This window comes from Streptomyces atratus (genome assembly GCF_014648655.1).
GTDB classification, from domain to species: domain Bacteria; phylum Actinomycetota; class Actinomycetes; order Streptomycetales; family Streptomycetaceae; genus Streptomyces; species Streptomyces atratus.
Genome location: NZ_BMRN01000011.1, coordinates 52,197 through 70,737, shown reverse-complemented (window position 1 = coordinate 70,737; position 18,541 = coordinate 52,197). Strand labels below are relative to the sequence as shown.

The following is an 18,541-nucleotide window of genomic DNA, read 5'->3' as shown; positions in this document are numbered from 1 at the left end:
ACCGGCGGCAGCCTCAGAAGCCGCGCGTCCGCTTGGCCGCGCGGCGGTTCGCCCCGCCGACCGCCCCCGGCACCCGCATGAACAGCCGGGAGATCTCGCTTCCCAGATTCACCCCGATCGCGATGGCCAGCGCCGTCGCCACCGCGGTCGACAGCGAGGCGAGCCCGGTGTTCACGTTGCCCTGTGCCATGCCGAGCAGACCGAAGTACGTGGCCGAGCCGGGCAGCAGCGGGCCGATCGCCGCCGTGATGAACGGCAGCGACGAGGTGTACCGGTAGCGCGAGAGCAGCTGCCCGAACAGGCCCACCAGACCGGCCGCCGTCGCTGTCGCCACGACCGGCGAGATGCCGCCGGTCCTGGCCATCGCCCCGTAGACCACCCAGGCCACGGCGCCGTTGAGGGTCACCGCCAGCACCGTGGACCGGTCCTGCTGAAGCAGGATCGCGAAGGCGAAACAGAGCGCCATCGAGGCCAGGATCTGCACCACCGGCCGGTCGTGGGCGACGAACCTGGCCTCGGGGTTCAGCTGGGCGCCCAGCTGAAGCCCCATGTACAGCACGAGCAGCACACCGACGACGATGCCGATGAAGAGGTACATGACTTCGAGCAGGCGCGCCGCGGCGGTGATGTAGTAGCCGGTCAGCCCGTCCTGCACGCCCGCCACCAGGGCCCGCCCCGGCAGCAGCGCGAACAGCCCACCGGTGATCACCGCGGAGGGCCGTACGTCCGACCAGTGGGTGAGGGTCAGCGCGACGCCCATCGCGGCGGGCGGCATCGCCGCCACCACGAACTGGTAGAACTCCGGCAGCCCCCGCCCGGCACAGAGCCAGGCGAGCCGGTCGCCGAGCATCGCGCCGATCGCCGCCACCAGGAACACCAGCGCGCCACCGCCGACCAGCACCGATGCCGCCCCCGCGAGACCGCCGGCCGCCAGCGTCAGCACCCAACCGGAGTACGGATGCCGGTTGCGCCGGATCTCCGCCAGGCGCCGGTAGGCCTCCTCCAGTGAGACCTCGACATCCTCGGCCGTGATGTCGTCGATGAGCCGGAAGACGGCGGCCAGCCGGGTGTAGTCGGTGCCACGGCGGCGTACGGTACGGCTCGCCGTCACCGGGTCGTCGACCAGCGACGGCTGGTGCGAGATCGACAGCAGGGTGAAGGTGACCGTGGGCTCGCAGCGGTCCAGGCCGTAGCTGCGGGTCACCGCGAACATCGCCGCCTCGACGTCCTCGGCGCCCTCACCGCCGGCGAGCAGCAGCTCCCCGATACGCAACGTCAGGTCGAGCACGCGCGGCACCGCGGGCCCCGCCTCGTCGGACTTCTGCACCGGCTCGGGTGCCGGGCGCTCGGCGACCGGCATCCGCAGCATCGTGCGCATCCGGTCCTGCCAAGGGGCCTCCTTGGTCAGCCGGATCATCGGGCTGCCGTGCGCCGGAGTGAAGGCGGGCGGCGGGTGCTGGGCGCTGTAGGTGCTCGGCAGGGCGAAGGCGGAGCCGATCGTGTCCGAGCCGGAGGCCGGACCGGAACCGGGTCCGGAGCCCGAAGCGGAACCTGTCCCCGACCCCTGGGGCTCGGTCGTCAGACCGGCCGGAATGGCGAATTCCGATGTCGGATGGTCGTCGTCGGAGGCAGACGTGGGCCTCCCTACCCCGGCCGGCGGGACGAAGGCGCTGCGCGCCTCGTCGGACTGGGGCTTCTGGTCTTCTGGACCGCCCGGTTCCGCCACCACTCGACCTCGCTCCTCATCGGCTGCGCGTCTTCGGTTGCGCTTCTGCCCAGTATGGCCACGGGCAAGGGTGCTGATGCGAGGCGGGCGGAACCACGGACCGGACGGACACGCGGGCGGGCACGCGGGCGGGCATACGAAACGGGCGGCACCCTGTCGGAAGGAGTGCCGCCCGCCTCTGGCACGGAACCGTAAACGGAACCGTGCGATGTACCTCGGCCGGAATCCGGCCGCGACCCCTGGGGTCAGTGCGCGCCGCCCTGTGCCTCAAGGCGCTTGTAGGAGGCCTCGATCTCGGCCTCGGCCTCGGCGCGGCCGACCCAGTCGGCGCCCTCGACGGACTTGCCGGGCTCCAGGTCCTTGTAGACCTCGAAGAAGTGCTGGATCTCCAGGCGGTCGAACTCCGACACGTGGTGGATGTCGCGCAGGTGCTCCACCCGGGGGTCGGAGGCCGGCACGCACAGCAGCTTGTCGTCGCCGCCGGCCTCGTCCGTCATCCGGAACATGCCGATGGCGCGGCACTTGATGAGACAGCCGGGGAAGGTCGGCTCGTCCAGGATGACCAGCGCGTCCAGCGGGTCACCGTCCTCGCCGAGGGTGTTCTCGACGAAGCCGTAGTCCGCCGGGTAGCTGGTCGAGGTGAAGAGTCGACGGTCCAGGCGGATCCGACCGGTCTCGTGGTCCACCTCGTACTTGTTCCGCGAACCCTTCGGGATCTCGATGGTGACGTCGAACTCCACGGGTGGCTCCTCCATGATCAAGACATACGACTGGTGATTAAGTGTCCCCCACGCAGATGTGTGCTCGCGAAAGGGGCTGGTCAACGGTGGACGAGCCGGTGAAAAGACCGTCGGTCAATCCGCTCGACAAGCTGAGCAGGCTCACCCGGCAGGCCAGCGTGATCAGGTTGAAGGGGCTGAACGATCGGCTGTTCACGGCTGTCTCCGCCGGCCTAGGCCTGGCGCTCGCAGCCGGCGTCGTCCTTGCCGCCGGCCCCTGGGACTCGGGTCAGCGTAAGGCCGAGCGGGACTGGGCCGCCGCCCGGAGCCGCACAGGTGGCGTACATCACGAACCCGGCGCGCTTTCCGGACCGGATCCCGCACCCAGCGCCCCGGCCGTTCTCGCGCCCCTCTCCTCCGTCGTCGACAACGCCGCCCCGGACGCCCGAGACGCCCCGGACGACGCAGCGGCCGCCCTCCGCGCCACCCTGGGCCCGCTGCTGAAGGACCCCGCCCTGGGCACCGTGCGTACCGCCGTCGTCATCGACACCGCCACCGACGAGCGGCTGTACGGCCAGGGCGCCGACACGCCCATGACACCCGCCTCCACCGTCAAGATCGCCACCGCGGTCGCCGCCCTGAGCGCGCTCGGCCCCGACCACCGCATTGCCACGACGGTCCGGGCGTCCCCCGATTCCCGCAGCATCGCCCTGGTCGGCGGCGGCGACCCCACCCTCGACAAGGCCGCCCTGCGCGCACTGGCCGCCGACACCGCCCGCACCCTGAAGGACCGGGGCGTAAGAACGGTCCGCCTCACGTACGACACCTCTCGCTACTCCGGCCCGGCACGGCACCCGATCGGCCCCAACGAGAACATCGCGCCCGTCAGCGCCCTGATGACCGACGAGGGCAGGCTCGACAGCACCGACAGCGGACCCGCCCCACGCAGCGACGACCCCGCCGGTGACGCCGCCCGGACCTTCGGTGAGCTGCTCGACGACGCCGGGATCGCCACCCGGTCCGGCCCGACGGCCGGCCGGCCGGCCGCCAAGTCCCGGCCGGTCGCCGAACACCTCTCGGCCCCGCTCTCCGCACTGGTCGAACGGGCCCTGACCAACAGCGACAACGACATCGCCGAGGCACTCGCCCGACAGACCGCCCTGGCCGCGGGCGAACGGGCCGACTTCGACGGCGGCCGACGGGCCGTCACCGCACAGCTCAAGAAGCTCCACCTGCCGCTTAAAGGTGCGAACTTCGCCGACGGCAGCGGGCTGAACCGCAAGGACAAGGTCACCGCCGGACTGCTGGCCGGCCTCCTCGCCCGCGCTGCCGACCCGGACCACCCCGAACTGCGCCCCGTCCTCACCGGCCTCCCGGTGGCCGGGTTCAGCGGCACCCTCAGCGGCCGCTTTACCCAGAATTCCGCAGGCACAGGCCTGATCCGCGCCAAGACCGGCACCCTCACGGGCGTGAACACCCTCGCCGGCACGGTCGTCGACAGGCAGGGCCGGCTGCTCGCCTTCGCCTTCCTGGCATCCGGTACGACATCCCCGTCCGAGGCCCAGTCCTCCCTCGACGCCCTCGCCACCAGCCTCGCCGTCCGTACCCGATGAGCCGGTCAACACCACACCGCGGACGCACCTGAGCACGTACGGTTGACGCATGACGAGCATCGGTGGTGCCGAGATGGTCGACTGGAATCTCGCGGTCGCGACCGCGACCCGACTTGTGCGGCCGGGGCCCGAGATCAGCCGCGAGGACGCCCGCGAGGTCGTCGCGGAGCTGCGCCGGCATGCCAAGGCCGCGGAGGAGCACGTCCGTTCCTTCACCCGGATGATCCCCGAGGGGACCGAACCGGAGGACACCCCGGTCCTGGTCGTGGACCGGGCCGGCTGGATCAAGGCCAATGTCGCGGGCTTCCGCGAACTGCTCCGCCCGCTCCTGGGGAAGATGCAGGACCGGCGCGGCAACGGCCCGGGCGGTGCCGTGCTCGGTGCGGTCGGCGGCAAGGTGACCGGCGTCGAGGTGGGGATGCTGCTGTCGTTCCTGGCCTCACGGGTCCTCGGCCAGTACGAGACGTTCGCCCCCGCCACCCGTGATCTCCCGGCTTCGGCCGACGGCGGCGGCAGGCTGCTGCTCGTCGCCCCGAACATCGTCCACGTCGAGCGCGAACTCGAGGTCGACCCGCACGACTTCCGGCTCTGGGTCGCCCTCCACGAGGAGACCCATCGCACCCAGTTCACCGGTGTGCCCTGGCTCCGCGACCATCTGCAGGGCGAAATCCAGTCGTTCCTCGAAGAGACCGACGTCGACCCGATGACCGTGCTGGAACGGCTCCGCGAGGCCGCCCAGTCCCTGGCCGGGGGCCGCCCCGAGGGCGAGGACGGCGAGGACGGCGGCCGCAGCCTCGTCGAACTGGTCCAGACACCCGCCCAGCGCGAGATCCTCGGCCGGCTGACCGCCGTGATGTCCCTGCTCGAAGGCCATGCCGACTACGTGATGGACGGCGTCGGCCCCGAGGTCGTCTCCTCCGTCGGCGAGATCCGGGAGAAGTTCCAGCAGCGCAGGGCGCGCGGTGCGAGCCGTCTTGACCAGGCGCTGCGCAAGCTTCTCGGGCTCGACGCCAAACTGCGTCAGTACCGCGACGGCGAGCGATTCGTCCGTGCCGTGGTCGACGAGGTCGGCATGGACGGCTTCAACCGGGTCTGGACCTCACCGAACACCCTCCCGACCAAGGCGGAGATCGCGAAACCGACGGACTGGATCGCGAGGGTGCACCGTAAGGCAGAGTCCTGATCACGACGGGCCCGACGGCGGACGACAGGACACGAACGCGCCGGTATTCACCCATCCGAGGGACCGTAGAGGCATGGGAAGGCGTGCAATGCTCGATGGACGGCTTGCCTCTGTCACCATCGACGCACTCTGAGTGACGGCACTCTTCCCGTCCCGGCACTCCGAGGCACCTCCCAAAACTTCACGAAGGGCACCGGACATGGGTCCCCATCCTGCGGTCGCGGCGATACGCCTGGCGGTCCGCCGCGTACTCCACGACGTACTCACCGAACACGCCCGGAGCGCCGAGCACACCCGGCGCACCCCGCACCCCGAGCTCGCCGAAGCCGGTGCGGGCAGGCAGCGCGCCGCTCTCCCCGAACGCCCCGATACCCCGCTGGTGCTGGTGGCATGCTCCGGCGGCGCCGATTCCATGGCACTCGCCTCCGCCCTCGCCTTCGAGGCCCGCAAGCTCGACGTCCGGGCCGGCGGCATCACCGTCGACCACGGCCTCCAGGACGGATCCGACACCCGGGCCGCCGAGGTCGTCGACCGCCTCACCGCCATGCACCTCGACCCGGTCGAGTCCGTCGCCGTGCAGGTCGGCCAGGAAGGCGGACCCGAGGCCGCGGCCCGCGACGCCCGCTACGCCGCCCTGGACGCGGCGGCCGAGCGGCACGGTGCCGCCGCCGTCCTGCTCGGCCACACCCGTGACGACCAGGCGGAGACGGTGCTGCTGGGCCTCGCCCGCGGCTCCGGCATCCGCTCCCTCTCCGGCATGGCCGCCGCATCCGGCCCGGCCGGCCGCTACCGCCGCCCCTTCCTCCAGCTGGACCGGCAGACCGCCCGCAAGGCCTGCCTCGTCCAGTCGCTGCCTGTCTGGGACGACCCGCACAACATCGACCCCGCCTACACCCGCTCCCGACTGCGTCACGAGGGCCTGCCCGCCCTGGAGAAGGCCCTGGGCAAAGGGGTCGTCGAGGCCCTGGCCCGTACGGCGCAGCTCTCCCGCGACGACGCCGACGCCCTGGACACCTGGGCCGCCGAGGCCGACCGCGCCGTGCGGGACGACGCGGGCCGGCTGGAGTGCGCCAAGCTGTACGCGCTGCCGCCCGCCGTGCGCCGCCGGGTACTGCGCCGGGCCGCCATGGAGGCGGGCTCCCCGGCCGGTTCGCTCTTCGCCCGGCACATCGAGGAAGTCGACCGTCTGATCACCGGCTGGCGCGGCCAGCGGGCCATCAACCTGCCGGGCCGGGTCGAAGCCATGCGACAGGGTGGCAGACTGGTGATTCGGCAGAGCTGAAGCACGAGCGGCTGACATGCAGGCGAGCGGCCGCGCAGGTCCGGGTCAATACCCCGGATCCGGCAGGCAAAGAAAGAGACGCGGGTGAACGAGAAGGACATGGGCACCGACCTTCAGTCGGTGCTCCTCACCAAGGAAGAGATCGACGCGAAGCTCGTCGAGCTGGCCGCGAAGATCGACGCGGAGTACGCGGGCAAGGACCTGCTCATCGTCGGCGTCCTCAAGGGCGCAGTCATGGTGATGGCGGACCTGGCGCGCGCGCTGTCCACCCCCGTCACCATGGACTGGATGGCCGTCTCGTCGTACGGCGCGGGCACCCAGTCCTCCGGAGTGGTCCGGATCCTCAAGGACCTGGACACCGACATCAAGGGCAAGCACGTCCTGATCGTCGAGGACATCATCGACTCGGGCCTGACGCTGTCCTGGCTGATGTCGAACCTCGGCTCGCGTGAGCCGGCGTCCCTGGAGATCTGCACCCTGCTGCGCAAGCCGGACGCGGCCAAGGTCGCGCTCGACTGCAAGTGGGTCGGCTTCGACATCCCCAACGAGTTCGTCGTCGGATATGGGCTGGATTACGCGGAGAAGTACCGCAATCTGCCCTTCGTCGGCACGCTCGCTCCGCACGTCTACGGGGGCTGACCGCCTCCCGGCACCTCTCGCCCGGCCGGGGTGCCCGGCCCGTCCGGGGCGGACTACGGGAACCTTTCACCGGATTCCCGCCGTTGAGCCTTTGAAGGCGGGTTTTGACAGACGTCCCCGGCAGCCGCAGGCGACAATGCTGGGGTACCGTCCGAAGAACAGTCTTTTCTCACAGCAGCATTTACCTACGGGCAGGAGGGACGGGGCGTCATCGCCCCGTATGGATGGACGTGAAGCGATACTTCCGTGGGCCGGTCATGTGGATCGTGCTGGCCGTCCTCGCCGTGGTCGTGTTGATGCAGGTCGTCGGCTCGTCGGGCGGCTACAAATCGGTGGACACCGGCAAGGTGATCCAGGCGATCAGCAAGGACCAGGTGGCGCAGGCCAAGCTGACCACCGGTGACGAACAGATCATCAAGATCGAGTTGAACAAGGGCCAGAAGCTTTCGGGCGAGTCCGGCAGCAAGTTCCAGGCGAGCTACATCGGCGACCAGGGTGTCCAGCTGGCCGACACGCTGCAGCAGAAGTTCGAGAGCGGCAAGATCGACAAGGGCTACACTGTCTCGCCGTCGAAGCAGTCCCCGTTCATCTCGATCCTCCTCTCGCTGCTGCCCTTCGTCCTGATCGTGGTCGTCTTCCTGTTTCTGATGAATCAGATGCAGGGCGGCGGTTCCCGGGTCATGCAGTTCGGGAAATCCAAGGCGAAGCTGATCACCAAGGACACCCCGAAGACGACGTTCGCCGATGTGGCGGGGTCCGACGAGGCTGTCGAGGAGCTCCAGGAGATCAAGGAGTTCCTCCAGGAGCCGGCGAAGTTCCAGGCCGTCGGCGCCAAGATCCCGAAGGGTGTCCTGCTCTACGGGCCTCCCGGTACGGGCAAGACGCTGCTCGCACGCGCTGTCGCGGGCGAGGCGGGCGTCCCGTTCTACTCGATCTCCGGTTCCGACTTCGTCGAGATGTTCGTCGGTGTCGGTGCCAGCCGGGTCCGTGACCTCTTCGAGCAGGCCAAGGCGAACGCTCCGGCGATCGTTTTCGTCGACGAGATCGACGCCGTCGGCCGGCACCGCGGTGCCGGAATGGGCGGCGGTCATGACGAGCGCGAGCAGACGCTGAACCAGCTGCTCGTCGAGATGGACGGCTTCGACGTGAAGGGCGGCGTCATCCTGATCGCCGCCACGAACCGGCCGGACATCCTCGACCCGGCGCTGCTGCGACCGGGCCGTTTCGACCGGCAGATCGCGGTCGACCGGCCTGACATGCAGGGCCGTCTCGAGATTCTCAAGGTGCACCAGAAGGGCAAGCCGGTCGCAAAGGACGTCGACCTCGGCGCCGTTGCCCGTCGTACGCCCGGCTTCACCGGTGCCGACCTGTCGAACGTGCTGAACGAAGCGGCGCTCCTCACGGCGCGCAGCAACCTGAAGCTGATCGACAACAAGATGCTCGACGAGGCCATCGACCGTGTCGTGGCGGGTCCGCAGAAGCGGACCCGGATCATGTCCGAGAAGGAGAAGAAGATCACCGCGTACCACGAGGGCGGACACGCCCTGGTCGCGGCGGCTTCTCCCCAGTCGGACCCGGTCCACAAGATCACGATCCTCTCCCGCGGCCGCGCCCTCGGTTACACGATGGTGCTCCCGGAGGAGGACAAGTACTCCACGACGCGCAATGAGATGCTCGACCAGCTGGCCTACATGCTGGGCGGGCGCGCGGCCGAGGAGCTGGTCTTCCACGACCCGACCACCGGCGCTGCGAACGACATCGAGAAGGCCACCGCAACGGCCCGCGCGATGGTCACGCAGTACGGCATGACGGAGCGGCTCGGAGCGATCAAGTTCGGCGGCGACAACACCGAGCCCTTCGTGGGCCGGGAGATGGGCCACCAGCGCGACTACTCGGAAGAGGTCGCGGCCCTCGTCGACGAAGAGGTCAAGAAGCTCATCGAGACCGCGCACAACGACGCGTGGGAGATCCTCGTCGAGAACCGCGACGTTCTGGACGCCCTGGTTCTCCAGCTCCTCGAGAAGGAGACGCTCGGCAAGGAGGAGATCGCCGAGATCTTCGCCCCGATCGTGAAGCGTCCGTCCCGTCCGGCATGGACCGGTTCCGCCCGACGCACCCCGTCGACGCGGCCGCCGGTGCTCTCGCCGAAGGAGCTCGCCCTCACCAACGGCGCCACCACGGCGAACGGCTCGGTCGTCCCCACGGACACCGTCCAGGCCACCGAGGTGCTTCCGGAGGACCGCCCCGAGAGCTGAGGTCCCGCGTCCCCGGTGTGGTGCCTGTCACGGGAGCCGCACCGGGCCCGGAATGGATGCCGCGCCCCCGCAGGTTCTAGCCTGTGGGGGCGCGGCTTTTTCGTACGCCCGTGCGGAGGTATGTGCGGGTGACAGCTCAGAGGAACGAGGCACAGATGACCGACCCGGTGACGTTGGACGGCCAGGGTTCGATCGGTGAGTTCGACGAGAAGCGGGCCGAGGCGGCCGTACGCGAACTCCTCTTCGCCGTGGGCGAGGACCCGGACCGTGAGGGACTGCGCGAGACGCCGGGGCGGGTGGCACGGGCGTACAAGGAGATATTCGCGGGCCTCTACCAGGAGCCCGAGGACGTTCTGACGACCACGTTCGACCTCGGCCACGACGAGATGGTGCTGGTCAAGGACATCGAGGTGTTCTCCACCTGTGAACACCACCTGGTGCCGTTCCGGGGTGTCGCGCATGTCGGGTACATCCCTGCGACCAGCGGCAAGATCACCGGTCTGTCGAAGCTGGCCCGCCTCGTCGATGTCTTCGCCCGGCGCCCGCAGGTCCAGGAGAGGCTCACCACGCAGATCGCCGATTCGCTCATGGAGATTCTGGAGCCGCGCGGGGTCGTTGTCGTCGTCGAGTGCGAGCACATGTGCATGTCGATGCGTGGCATCCGCAAGCCCGGTGCGAAGACGCTGACCTCGGCGGTACGCGGCCAGCTCCGCGACCCTGCGACGCGCGCCGAGGCCATGAGCCTGATCATGGCGCGCTGAGCTCCGGAGCGGCTGTGAGGGGAGAGCTCGGTGACCGCTACGCGGCCGCCGAGCTCTTGTTGTTGTCCTCGTCCTCGGGGAGCTTGCAGATGCGCTCCAGCCAGAGGGCCGCGGCAACCACCGCGATGCCGGCCAGGACCGCGAAGCCCGCGTAGATCGCCTGGTCGCGGCGGGCCGGGATGTCGAGGGAGCCGAGCAGGAAGACGCCCGTGCCGCCGTACATGCCGGAGACCAGGGAGACGACCAGCGCGCTGGCCTGGCCGAAGACGACTGCGCGGGCCGCCATCAGTGGCTCGACGCCCTTGGCTCCCGGCCGGCGCTCACGCTGGGCGCGCAGCCGGGAACGGATGGAGAGCGCCGTCGCGAGCAGGATGGCGGCGATCACCGCGAGCACGATGGGCGCGGCGAGGGGAACGCTCGGCAGACTGCCCAGGGAGTCCCAGAGGCGGGCACCGCCCCAGGAAAGCACCCCGGCCGCGGCGAAGAGGCCGGCCAGTACCCCGAGCCGTAGTTGCTTCACCGAGTGATCCGCCCTTCGCCGCCAGTGGTGCATGTCACCAGTGGTGCGTGTCACCAGTGGTCCGTGTAGCCAGTGATCCGTGTTGCCAGTGATCCGTTTCCGTTGAGCCTAACGACTACTCGGGCAGACGGAGTTCCAGATCGGCCCGGGGCAGTACGCCCTCTCGGCCGACACCGGCCAGCAGCTCCGCGACGGGGCCGGAGCCGGGCAGCTGGGCCTCGGGGTCGACGTCGTGCCACGGGGCGAGCACGAAGGCGCGCTCATGGGCACGGGGGTGGGGGAGGGTGAGCGCCGGGTCGTCGGAGACGACGTCCGCGTACGCCACGATGTCGACGTCGATGGTGCGCGGGCCCCAGCGTTCCTCACGGACCCGGTCGAAGGCCTCTTCGATGGCCTGGCCGCGTTCCAGGAGGGAGGACGGGGGGAGCGTCGTCCTCACGACGATCACCGCGTTGAAGTACGAGGGCTGGGAGCCGGGAGCGACGCCCCAGGGCTCCGTCTCGTACACCGGGGAGACCGCTTTGACCCGCAGGCCGGGGGTGTCCTCCAGGGCGTCTATGGCCCCCTGGAGGGTCTCCAGGCGGTTGCCCAGATTGGAGCCCAGGGAGATCACGGCGCGTTTGGGGTTGGAGAGGGTGATGTCCGCGGCGTCCACCTGCTCGACCACGGAGGCGGGAACCGGCTGTACGGTCGGGTCGCTCTGCCCCTCGGTAGAAAATGCAGTCATACTCGGCTCCGGGTGATGGTGATGGTCACATCGTCGAAGGGGACGGTGATCGGCGCATCCGGCTTGTGCACCACCACCTCCACCTCCTCGACTCCTTCGTGCTTGAGGCACTTCTGGGCGATGCGCTCCGCGAGCGTTTCGATCAGATCGACCGGTTCCCCCTGCACCACGTCGACGACTTCCTCTGCGACGACGCCGTAGTGCACGGTCTTCGTCAGGTCGTCGGCGGCTGCCGCGGGGCGGGTGTCGAGGCCGAGCACCAGGTCGACGATGAACGTCTGGCCCTCTTCCCGTTCTCGGGGGAAGACGCCATGGTGTCCACGGGCCTTGAGGCCGCGCAGCGCGACACGATCCACGCGAATCACTCCTGCTGTCGTTGGGCGTAGAGACACGGGGGCCGTGTGCGGACGGCTGGGTGCTCTCTTTCGAATCTACCTGCGAGCACCGACAGTGCCCGCCCGCGGGGGCTGTGGACAGGACCTTGCGGGGGCTGGTAGCCGCTTCTACCCGCGGTACCGGATTCCAACCCCTGTCGGGCGGATGCCTCGCTCAGTGGGATGTGTCCTCGTCCTCGTCCTCATCGGATTCGGTGAGGACGGGCGAGCCGTGGTGGGACCAGAGCTTCCAGCCGTCCGGCGTGCGCCGGAACACATTGGTGGCCACGACGAGTTGGCCGACCAGCGGTCCGAGCGCGTTGCCGTCCTCCGCGGGGCCGCCGCTGAGGATGTTCTCCGTACAGGTCACCAGGGCCGTGTCGCCGGTCATCGAGACCCCGACATCGGTCAGGAAGAACTGGATGTACTCGGTGTTCGCCATGATCAGGGCGTAACTGCGCAACACCTCGCCGCGGCCGGTGAGCACCGGCCAGCCGGGGTGGACGCAGGAGACGGTGAGGTCCTCGCCCGGCAGCCAGAGCCCGGAGAGCTCGTCGAAGTCGCCGCGCTCCATCGCCTCGTAGAAGGCGGTGTTGGCCTGCTCGACGGCCGCGATGTCGGCGGCCGCCTCCGCGTGCTCGTCGCGGGGCCCGCTCACGCGGCTCCCTCGACGGCGCGGGCGACCCGTACCGCGTCGGCGGTGGCCCGTACCTCGTGGACACGGACGGCCCAGGCACCGGCGCGGGCGGAGAGCGCGGAGATCGCCGCAGTGGCGGCGTCGCGTTCGCGGGCGGGCGGCGGTGCGGCGCCCTCGTCGGCCAGCACATGGCCGAGGAAGCGCTTGCGGGAGGCGGCGACGAGCAGCGGGCGGCCCAGGGCGCGCAGCTCGTCGAGGTGGGCGACCAGGGAGAGGTCGTGGCCGGCGTCCTTGGCGAAGCCGAGACCGGGGTCGATGACGATCCGTTCCGGGGCGACACCGTCCGCGATCACGGCGTCCATCCGCTCCCGCAGCTCCGCGACGACCTCGGCGACGACGTCCTCGTACACAGCCCGGCTGTTCATGGACTCGCTGAAGCCGCGCCAGTGCATCACGACGAACGGCGTGCCGGCCGCGGCGACGACCCTGACCATGTCCGGGTCGGCGAGGCCACCGCTCACATCGTTGACCAGGGCGGCTCCGGCCGCGACCGACTCCTCGGCGACACGGGCCCGCATGGTGTCCACGGAGACCGTGACCCCTTCGGACGACAGGCCCTTGACCACCGGGACCACGCGCCGCAACTCCTCCGACGCGTCCACCCGACTGGCGCCGGGGCGGGTCGACTCGCCGCCGACATCGATCAGGTCGGCGCCCTCGGCGACCAGGTCGAGGCCGTGTTTGATCGCGGCCGTGGTGTCGAACCAGCGGCCGCCGTCGGAGAAGGAGTCCGGGGTCACATTGACGACACCCATGACCGCACAGCGGTCCCACTCCGGCAGGCCTTGGACCGTGCCCCGTCCACGCAAGGTACTCATGCGACCAGCGTAGGCCCCGTACGGCGTGCTGTTACGCCGCGCGGGCGTGGTGCTCCTGGCCCGGCGCCCGGGTGTGGGCGCAGGGGCGCGGCCGGCGTCCCGGGAATCGGCGGGCGAGGGGGCGGGGCAGCGCGAGGTTCACGAAGCCCTCGGCCTGCATGGCCGCGAGGGAGATGCGCGGCAGGTCACGGGCGGCGCGGTAGACGACGAAGCGGGGCTCCCAGCGGGGCCGGAACTTGGCGTTGAACTTGTACAGCGACTCGATCTGGAACCAGCGCGACAGAAAGATCAGCAATCCGCGCCAGGTCCGCAGCACCGGTCCCGCGCCCAGCTTCTCGCCCCGGGCGAGTGCCGAGCGGAACATCGCGAAGTTCAGCGAGACGCGCTCGACGGAGAGCTGGGAGGCGGCCTGCAGGGCGGCGACGATCAGCAGCTCGTTCATGCCCGGGTCGGCGGAGCGGTCGCGGCGCATCAGATCGAGGGACATGCCGTCCCTGCCCCACGGGACGAAGTGGAGTACGGCCTTCAGGTCGCCGTACGGGGAGTCGGCGGTGTGCTCGTCGGCCTTGTGGGCGGTGGCGATGATGCAGTCCCCGTCGGCCGGGTCGCCTATCCGGCCGAGTGCCATGGAGAAGCCGCGCTCGTTGTCGGTGCCGCGCCAGTCGGCGGCGGCCCGTCGGATGCGGGCCAGCTCGGCCTCGCCGATGTCGCGGATGCGCCGGACCCGGGTCTCGTAACCAAGACGTTCAATGCGCTTCACCATCTGGCGTACGTTGCGCATCGCGCGCCCGGCGAGCGAGAAATCCGCGACATCCACCACCGCCTCGTCGCCGAGTTCCAGTGCGTCGAGTCCGGTCTCGCGGGTCCAGACCTCGCCGCCGGTCTCGCTGCAGCCCATCACAGCAGGGGTCCAGGAGTGGGCCTTGGCCTCGTCCATGAAGCGCTCGATGGCGCCGGGCCAGGCCTCCACGTCGCCTATCGGGTCGCCGCTCGCCAGCATCACCCCGGACACGACGCGGTAGCAGACGGCGGCCTTGCCACTGGGGGAGAAGACGACGCCCTTGTCGCGGCGGAGCGCGAAGTGGCCGAGCGAGTCGCGGCCGCCGTGCTTCTCCAGCAGGGCGCGCAGCCTGGCCTCGTCGTCCTCGGTGAGGCGGGCGGCCGGGTGCTCGGGGCGGAAGGCGAGGTAGATGGTGGTGACGGCGGTCAGCAGACCGAGGGCGCCGAGCGAGAACGCCACGGTCCAGGAGGTGACTCCGGCGTACTCGACGGGGCCCTCGAAGCCGAACAGCCCGTACAGCACGTGCTGGAGCCGGTCGGCGATGCTGGGGCTCCCCACGACCCGGCCGGGGTGGACGCTGACGATGATCAGGCCCAGACCCAGCGAACCCGCGCCGAGGAGCACGAAATTGGCCAGGGCCCGCCAGCGGCTCCTGGGGTCGGGGAGCGCGGCGAATTCACCGCGATGGCGAACCAGCAGCAGGCAGAGCGCCAGCGAGACGAGCGTGCCGATGACCGAGTGCCGGTAGACGAACTGCGCCAGCGCGCCGGCCGGCAGGAGTACGACGGCCGCGCGCCAGGCCCGCCGCTTGCGCCGCTTGAGCCCGTGGGCGAGAAGCAGCAGCAGGACGCCCGCACTCAGGGAGAGGGCGGCGGCGAACGGTCCGAGGGCGCCGGGGAGCACCTCGGCGAGCGTGTGCATCCGGCTGTGCCGGAAGCGCGGGAAGACGCCCGCGCCGACATCGATCAGTCCGACGACGGTGCAGGCGGTACCGACCAGCGTCGGTACGGATTCGGGACGCGGGCCGTGTACGAACTTGCGTACAGGACTCGGAACCGATCCTGATTTATCCCCATCTAGCGTGACAGACATCGCTTCCCGTGGTTCCGCGAGAGATTCTTGAGTCCTTCGGCCGAGGCCTTCCGGACGATGTGCGATCTGTAGGACGAGGCTTCCGGGGCGAGGGTTCACCCGCCGGCCGGAAATTTCCCGACAAGAAAGCTCACCCCCCATGGGTCTTACCAGCAAGACATTTCTGGCCACGGCCATCGTGCTGGCCGTGGTGTTCTTCGCTGCCACGGTCTGGATCTGGCCACGGTTGGCCCGACGCAGCGTGTCCGCGGTGTTCGGCAGGGTCGGTCTGCTGCTGGCGACTCAGGTGACGGTCTTCGTCTCCGTCGGTCTGGTGGCCAACAACTCGTTCCTCTTCTACGGCTCCTGGGCCGATCTGTTCGGCCAGAAGCAGGATCTGGGCGTGGTCACGGACCACGCGGCCGGAACACTGGCATCCAAGAACATCGTGCGGGTCGGGATACAACGGCCGGACGTGCCGGGCGGTTCGCGGCCCACGGTGGGCGGCCGAATCGACAAGGTCGTGATAGCGGGGCGGAAGTCGAAGATCGAGAGTTCGGCGTATGTGTACCTCCCGCCGGAGTACTTCCAGCCGGCTTTCGCCCGCCGGAAGTTCCCGGCGGTCGTCGTCCTCACCGGCTACCCGGGTGTCTCGGAGAACCTTCTGAAGGGCCTTCGGTACCCGCGGACGGCTTACGAGCGGGTGAAGTCGGGCCGGGCGCAGCCGATGGTCCTGGTGATGCTGCGACCGACGGTGGCGCCGCCACGGGACACCGAATGCGTGGACATAAAGGGCGGACCGAAGACCGAGACGTTCTTCGCCGAGGATCTTCCGCGGGCGGTCTCGGATACATACCGGGTCGGTAAGCTGGCTCGTAACTGGGGCATCATGGGCAATTCGACCGGCGGCTACTGTGCGCTGAAGATCGGGCTCCACCATCCGGACCGGTTCGCCGCGAGCGCCGGGCTCTCCGCGTACTACAAGGCAGCCGAGGACCCGACGACCGGCGACCTCTTCCACGGCGACCAGGGGGCGCGCGACCGCTCCGATCTGATGTGGAGCCTGGACAATCTGCCGCAGCCCGACTCGTCCTTCCTCGTCACGACCTCCAAGCACGGCGAGGGGAACTACCGCACCACGCAGCAGTTCATGGCCAAGGTGAAGCCGCCCGCCCAGGTCTCGTCGATCGTGCTCGACAGCGGCGGGCACAACTTCAACACCTGGCGGCGGGAGATCCCTTCGGCGCTGGACTGGATGAGCAGCCGGCTGAGCGAGAACTGAGACGGGTCCGGTTCAGGAGCCCGCTTCCCGGCCTCCGTTCACCGGCTCACCGTGAGGCGGTCTTGGTGACGCTCTCCACCGTCTCGACGGCCACCTCGGCACGCGGGACGTCCTGGGCGTCCGCGTCGATCGAGCGGCGCAGCGCCTCATGGAGCCGGGCCGGGGTGAGTACGCCGAGGAAGTGGCCGTTGCTCTCCTTGTCGATGACGGCGATCCAGCCCGCGTCGTGCTGGAGCATGGTGGCGAACGCCTGCTTGAGCGGGGCTCCGACGGGCAGCCACGCCTCCATCCTGCGCGCGTGGGCGCGCACGGTGTCCTTGGTCTTGGTGGTGAAGCCGTCGGCCGGGATCCAGCCGTGCAGATTGTCCTCGCCGTCCAGCACGACGGCCCAGCGCGCTCCTTCGGCCCGCAGCCGCTCGGTCGCCCTCGCCAGGGAGTCGTCGAGGTGGACGACCGGCGGCTGCTCCAGGTCGCCCTCCTCGATGGGGGTCACGGAGAGCCGCTTGAGGCCGCGGTCGGCGCCGACGAAGTCCGCGACATAGGGGGTGGCGGGGGCGCCGAGCACGGTCGCCGGGGAGTCGAACTGCTCGATGGAGCCCTGTCCGTAGACGGCAATACGGTCACCGAGCCGGACGGCTTCCTCGATGTCGTGCGTGACGAACAGCACGGTTTTGCGGACCTGTGCCTGGAGTTTCAGGAATTCGTTCTGCAGCCGTTCCCGTACGACCGGGTCGACCGCGCCGAAAGGCTCGTCCATCAGGAGCACCGGCGGATCCGCGGCCAGTGCCCTTGCCACGCCAACGCGTTGACGCTGACCGCCGGAGAGCTGTTCCGGATAGCGGTCGCCATAAACGGAAGGATCAAGTCCGACAAGGTCGAGGAGTTCCGCCGCGCGCTCACGGCCCTTTCCCCGTTTCCAGCCGAGGAGATGAGGAACGGTCGCGGTGTTTTCCAGGACCGTACGGTGCGGGAAGAGCCCCACCTGCTGGATCACATAGCCGATACGGCGGCGCAGCCGGACCGGATCGATGGCGGATATGTCGTCCCCGTCGAGGAATATCCGGCCCTCGGTCGGTTCGATCAACCGGTTCACCATCTTCATGGTGGTCGTCTTGCCGCAGCCCGACGGTCCGACGAGCGTGACCAGCTCACCCTCGGCGACCTCGAAGGAAAGGTCGTCGACGGCGGTGGTGCCGTCCGCGTACCGCTTGGTGACATGCTCGAAACGGATCATGGTTCCCCATTGTCGCGCGTGTTCTGTGAAGGACATGTTGCTGGAATACAACGGCCTCGGCGATTGTCGGTGGTCGAGGATAGGGTCACTGGAACATCGGTACGAGGCGGTAATCGGAGGGGGGACGGATGGCTGCCGCACAGAACTGCATGGTGACGAACGACTGGATCTGTGGGGAGTATCTTCGTTCCCGCAGCCAGGAGTTGACCGATGCGACGGTCCAGCACATCTGGATCACCGCGGTCTCGGTGCTGATCGGACTCCTGGTGGCCTTTCCGCTGGCGCTGCTCGCCCGCCGCAGTCGCCGCTTCGCCGGGCCGGTCCTCGGGCTGACGACGGTGCTCTACACCGTGCCTTCGCTCGCCATGTTCTCGCTGCTGCTGCCGCTGTTCGGACTTTCCGCGGCGCTGGTCGTCACCGGTCTGGTGCTGTATTCGCTGACCATTCTCGTACGGAACATCCTGGCGGGTCTCGAAGCGGTCCCGCAGGAGGCGAAGGAAGCGGCCAAGGGGATGGGGTACGGGCCGGTCCGGCTGCTGTGGGAGGTCGAACTCCCTCTTGCCATGCCTGCGTTGATGGCCGGGGTGCGGATCGCGACGGTCTCGACGATCGCGCTGACCACAGTCGGATCGATCATCGGCAGAGGCGGCCTCGGCAACCTCATAGGGGATGCTCTGCCCAGCTTCTTCAAGGCCCAGGTGCTCACCGCCTCGGTCCTGTGCGTACTGCTCGCGGTCGTCGCCGATCTGCTGCTGCTGGGCCTCCAGCGGCTGTTGACCCCCTGGACCCGAATACGCACCGCTCCTGCAGGCGCAGGCGCAGGCGCAGGCGCAGGCGCCACGGCAAAGGCGGTCTGACC

General features: G+C 69.5%; 17 protein-coding genes. 8 read left to right on the top strand and 9 right to left on the bottom strand.

The window, feature by feature from the left end:
* Positions 1-13: 13 nt before the first annotated feature.
* Both IEZ15_RS20095 and IEZ15_RS20090 read right to left on the bottom strand, forming a co-directional pair.
* Complete coding sequence (locus IEZ15_RS20095) at positions 14-1,729, bottom strand: threonine/serine exporter family protein (protein WP_189278634.1); 1,716 nt, start codon at positions 1,727-1,729, stop codon at positions 14-16.
* Positions 1,730-1,971: 242 nt separating this feature from the next.
* The gene (locus tag IEZ15_RS20090; RefSeq protein ID WP_003968257.1) at positions 1,972-2,466 is read right to left on the bottom strand and encodes an inorganic diphosphatase; all 495 of its coding nucleotides are present in this window, start codon (positions 2,464-2,466) and stop codon (positions 1,972-1,974) included.
* Positions 2,467-2,552: 86 nt separating this feature from the next.
* Here IEZ15_RS20090 and dacB point away from each other — a divergent pair, with 86 nt between their 5' ends.
* The 6 genes from dacB (at position 2,553) to folE (ending at position 10,178) form a co-directional block, all read left to right on the top strand.
* Positions 2,553-4,058, top strand: a complete 1,506-nt coding sequence (dacB, locus tag IEZ15_RS20085; protein WP_229845990.1) for a D-alanyl-D-alanine carboxypeptidase/D-alanyl-D-alanine endopeptidase — start codon at positions 2,553-2,555, stop codon at positions 4,056-4,058.
* Between the two features lie 49 nt (positions 4,059-4,107).
* The gene (locus IEZ15_RS20080) at positions 4,108-5,241 is read left to right on the top strand and encodes an Rv3626c family coenzyme F420 biosynthesis-associated protein (RefSeq protein WP_114245226.1); all 1,134 of its coding nucleotides are present in this window, start codon (positions 4,108-4,110) and stop codon (positions 5,239-5,241) included.
* Positions 5,242-5,440: 199 nt separating this feature from the next.
* Positions 5,441-6,523, top strand: coding sequence for a tRNA lysidine(34) synthetase TilS (tilS, locus tag IEZ15_RS20075; protein WP_189278632.1), 1,083 nt, complete (start codon positions 5,441-5,443; stop codon positions 6,521-6,523).
* Between the two features lie 99 nt (positions 6,524-6,622).
* A complete protein-coding gene (gene hpt / locus IEZ15_RS20070) occupies positions 6,623-7,162 on the top strand; it encodes a hypoxanthine phosphoribosyltransferase (RefSeq protein ID WP_072487175.1) in 540 nt (179 codons plus the stop codon).
* A gap of 224 nt (positions 7,163-7,386) precedes the next feature.
* Positions 7,387-9,417, top strand: a complete 2,031-nt coding sequence (gene ftsH / locus IEZ15_RS20065; protein ID WP_189278630.1) for an ATP-dependent zinc metalloprotease FtsH — start codon at positions 7,387-7,389, stop codon at positions 9,415-9,417.
* Between the two features lie 155 nt (positions 9,418-9,572).
* Positions 9,573-10,178, top strand: a complete 606-nt coding sequence (gene folE / locus IEZ15_RS20060) for a GTP cyclohydrolase I FolE (protein ID WP_114245223.1) — start codon at positions 9,573-9,575, stop codon at positions 10,176-10,178.
* 37 nt (positions 10,179-10,215) lie between these two features.
* Here the strand turns inward: folE and IEZ15_RS20055 are convergent, their stop codons facing one another.
* From IEZ15_RS20055 to IEZ15_RS20030, 6 genes are all read right to left on the bottom strand, one after another.
* Positions 10,216-10,698 carry a DUF3180 domain-containing protein gene (locus tag IEZ15_RS20055; protein WP_189278819.1) on the bottom strand — a complete coding sequence of 161 codons (483 nt, stop codon included), beginning with the start codon at positions 10,696-10,698 and terminating at the stop codon, positions 10,216-10,218.
* A gap of 115 nt (positions 10,699-10,813) precedes the next feature.
* Positions 10,814-11,425, bottom strand: a complete 612-nt coding sequence (gene folK, locus IEZ15_RS20050) for a 2-amino-4-hydroxy-6-hydroxymethyldihydropteridine diphosphokinase (protein ID WP_114245221.1) — start codon at positions 11,423-11,425, stop codon at positions 10,814-10,816.
* Positions 11,422-11,781, bottom strand: a complete 360-nt coding sequence (gene folB / locus IEZ15_RS20045) for a dihydroneopterin aldolase (protein ID WP_093893688.1) — start codon at positions 11,779-11,781, stop codon at positions 11,422-11,424. Before folB ends, folK begins: the two co-directional genes overlap by 4 nt.
* A gap of 193 nt (positions 11,782-11,974) precedes the next feature.
* Entirely contained in the window at positions 11,975-12,457 is a 483-nt protein-coding gene (locus tag IEZ15_RS20040) for a nuclear transport factor 2 family protein (RefSeq protein ID WP_114245220.1), read from the bottom strand.
* On the bottom strand, positions 12,454-13,314 hold the full coding sequence (folP, locus tag IEZ15_RS20035) for a dihydropteroate synthase (RefSeq protein ID WP_189278628.1): 861 nt from the start codon (positions 13,312-13,314) through the stop codon (positions 12,454-12,456). Before folP ends, IEZ15_RS20040 begins: the two co-directional genes overlap by 4 nt.
* A 31-nt stretch (positions 13,315-13,345) precedes the next feature.
* A complete protein-coding gene (locus tag IEZ15_RS20030; protein WP_189278626.1) occupies positions 13,346-15,187 on the bottom strand; it encodes a phosphatidylglycerol lysyltransferase domain-containing protein in 1,842 nt (613 codons plus the stop codon).
* 139 nt (positions 15,188-15,326) lie between these two features.
* Between IEZ15_RS20030 and IEZ15_RS20025 the strand changes: the two genes are divergently transcribed.
* Positions 15,327-16,448 (top strand): alpha/beta hydrolase, encoded by a 1,122-nt coding sequence (locus IEZ15_RS20025; protein WP_189278624.1) that lies wholly within the window; start codon positions 15,327-15,329, stop codon positions 16,446-16,448.
* Positions 16,449-16,494: 46 nt separating this feature from the next.
* Here the strand turns inward: IEZ15_RS20025 and IEZ15_RS20020 are convergent, their stop codons facing one another.
* Positions 16,495-17,682 carry an ABC transporter ATP-binding protein gene (locus IEZ15_RS20020; RefSeq protein WP_189278622.1) on the bottom strand — a complete coding sequence of 396 codons (1,188 nt, stop codon included), beginning with the start codon at positions 17,680-17,682 and terminating at the stop codon, positions 16,495-16,497.
* 128 nt (positions 17,683-17,810) lie between these two features.
* Between IEZ15_RS20020 and IEZ15_RS20015 the strand changes: the two genes are divergently transcribed.
* Complete coding sequence (locus IEZ15_RS20015; protein ID WP_189278620.1) at positions 17,811-18,539, top strand: ABC transporter permease; 729 nt, start codon at positions 17,811-17,813, stop codon at positions 18,537-18,539.
* The last annotated feature ends 2 nt before the right edge of the window (positions 18,540-18,541 follow it).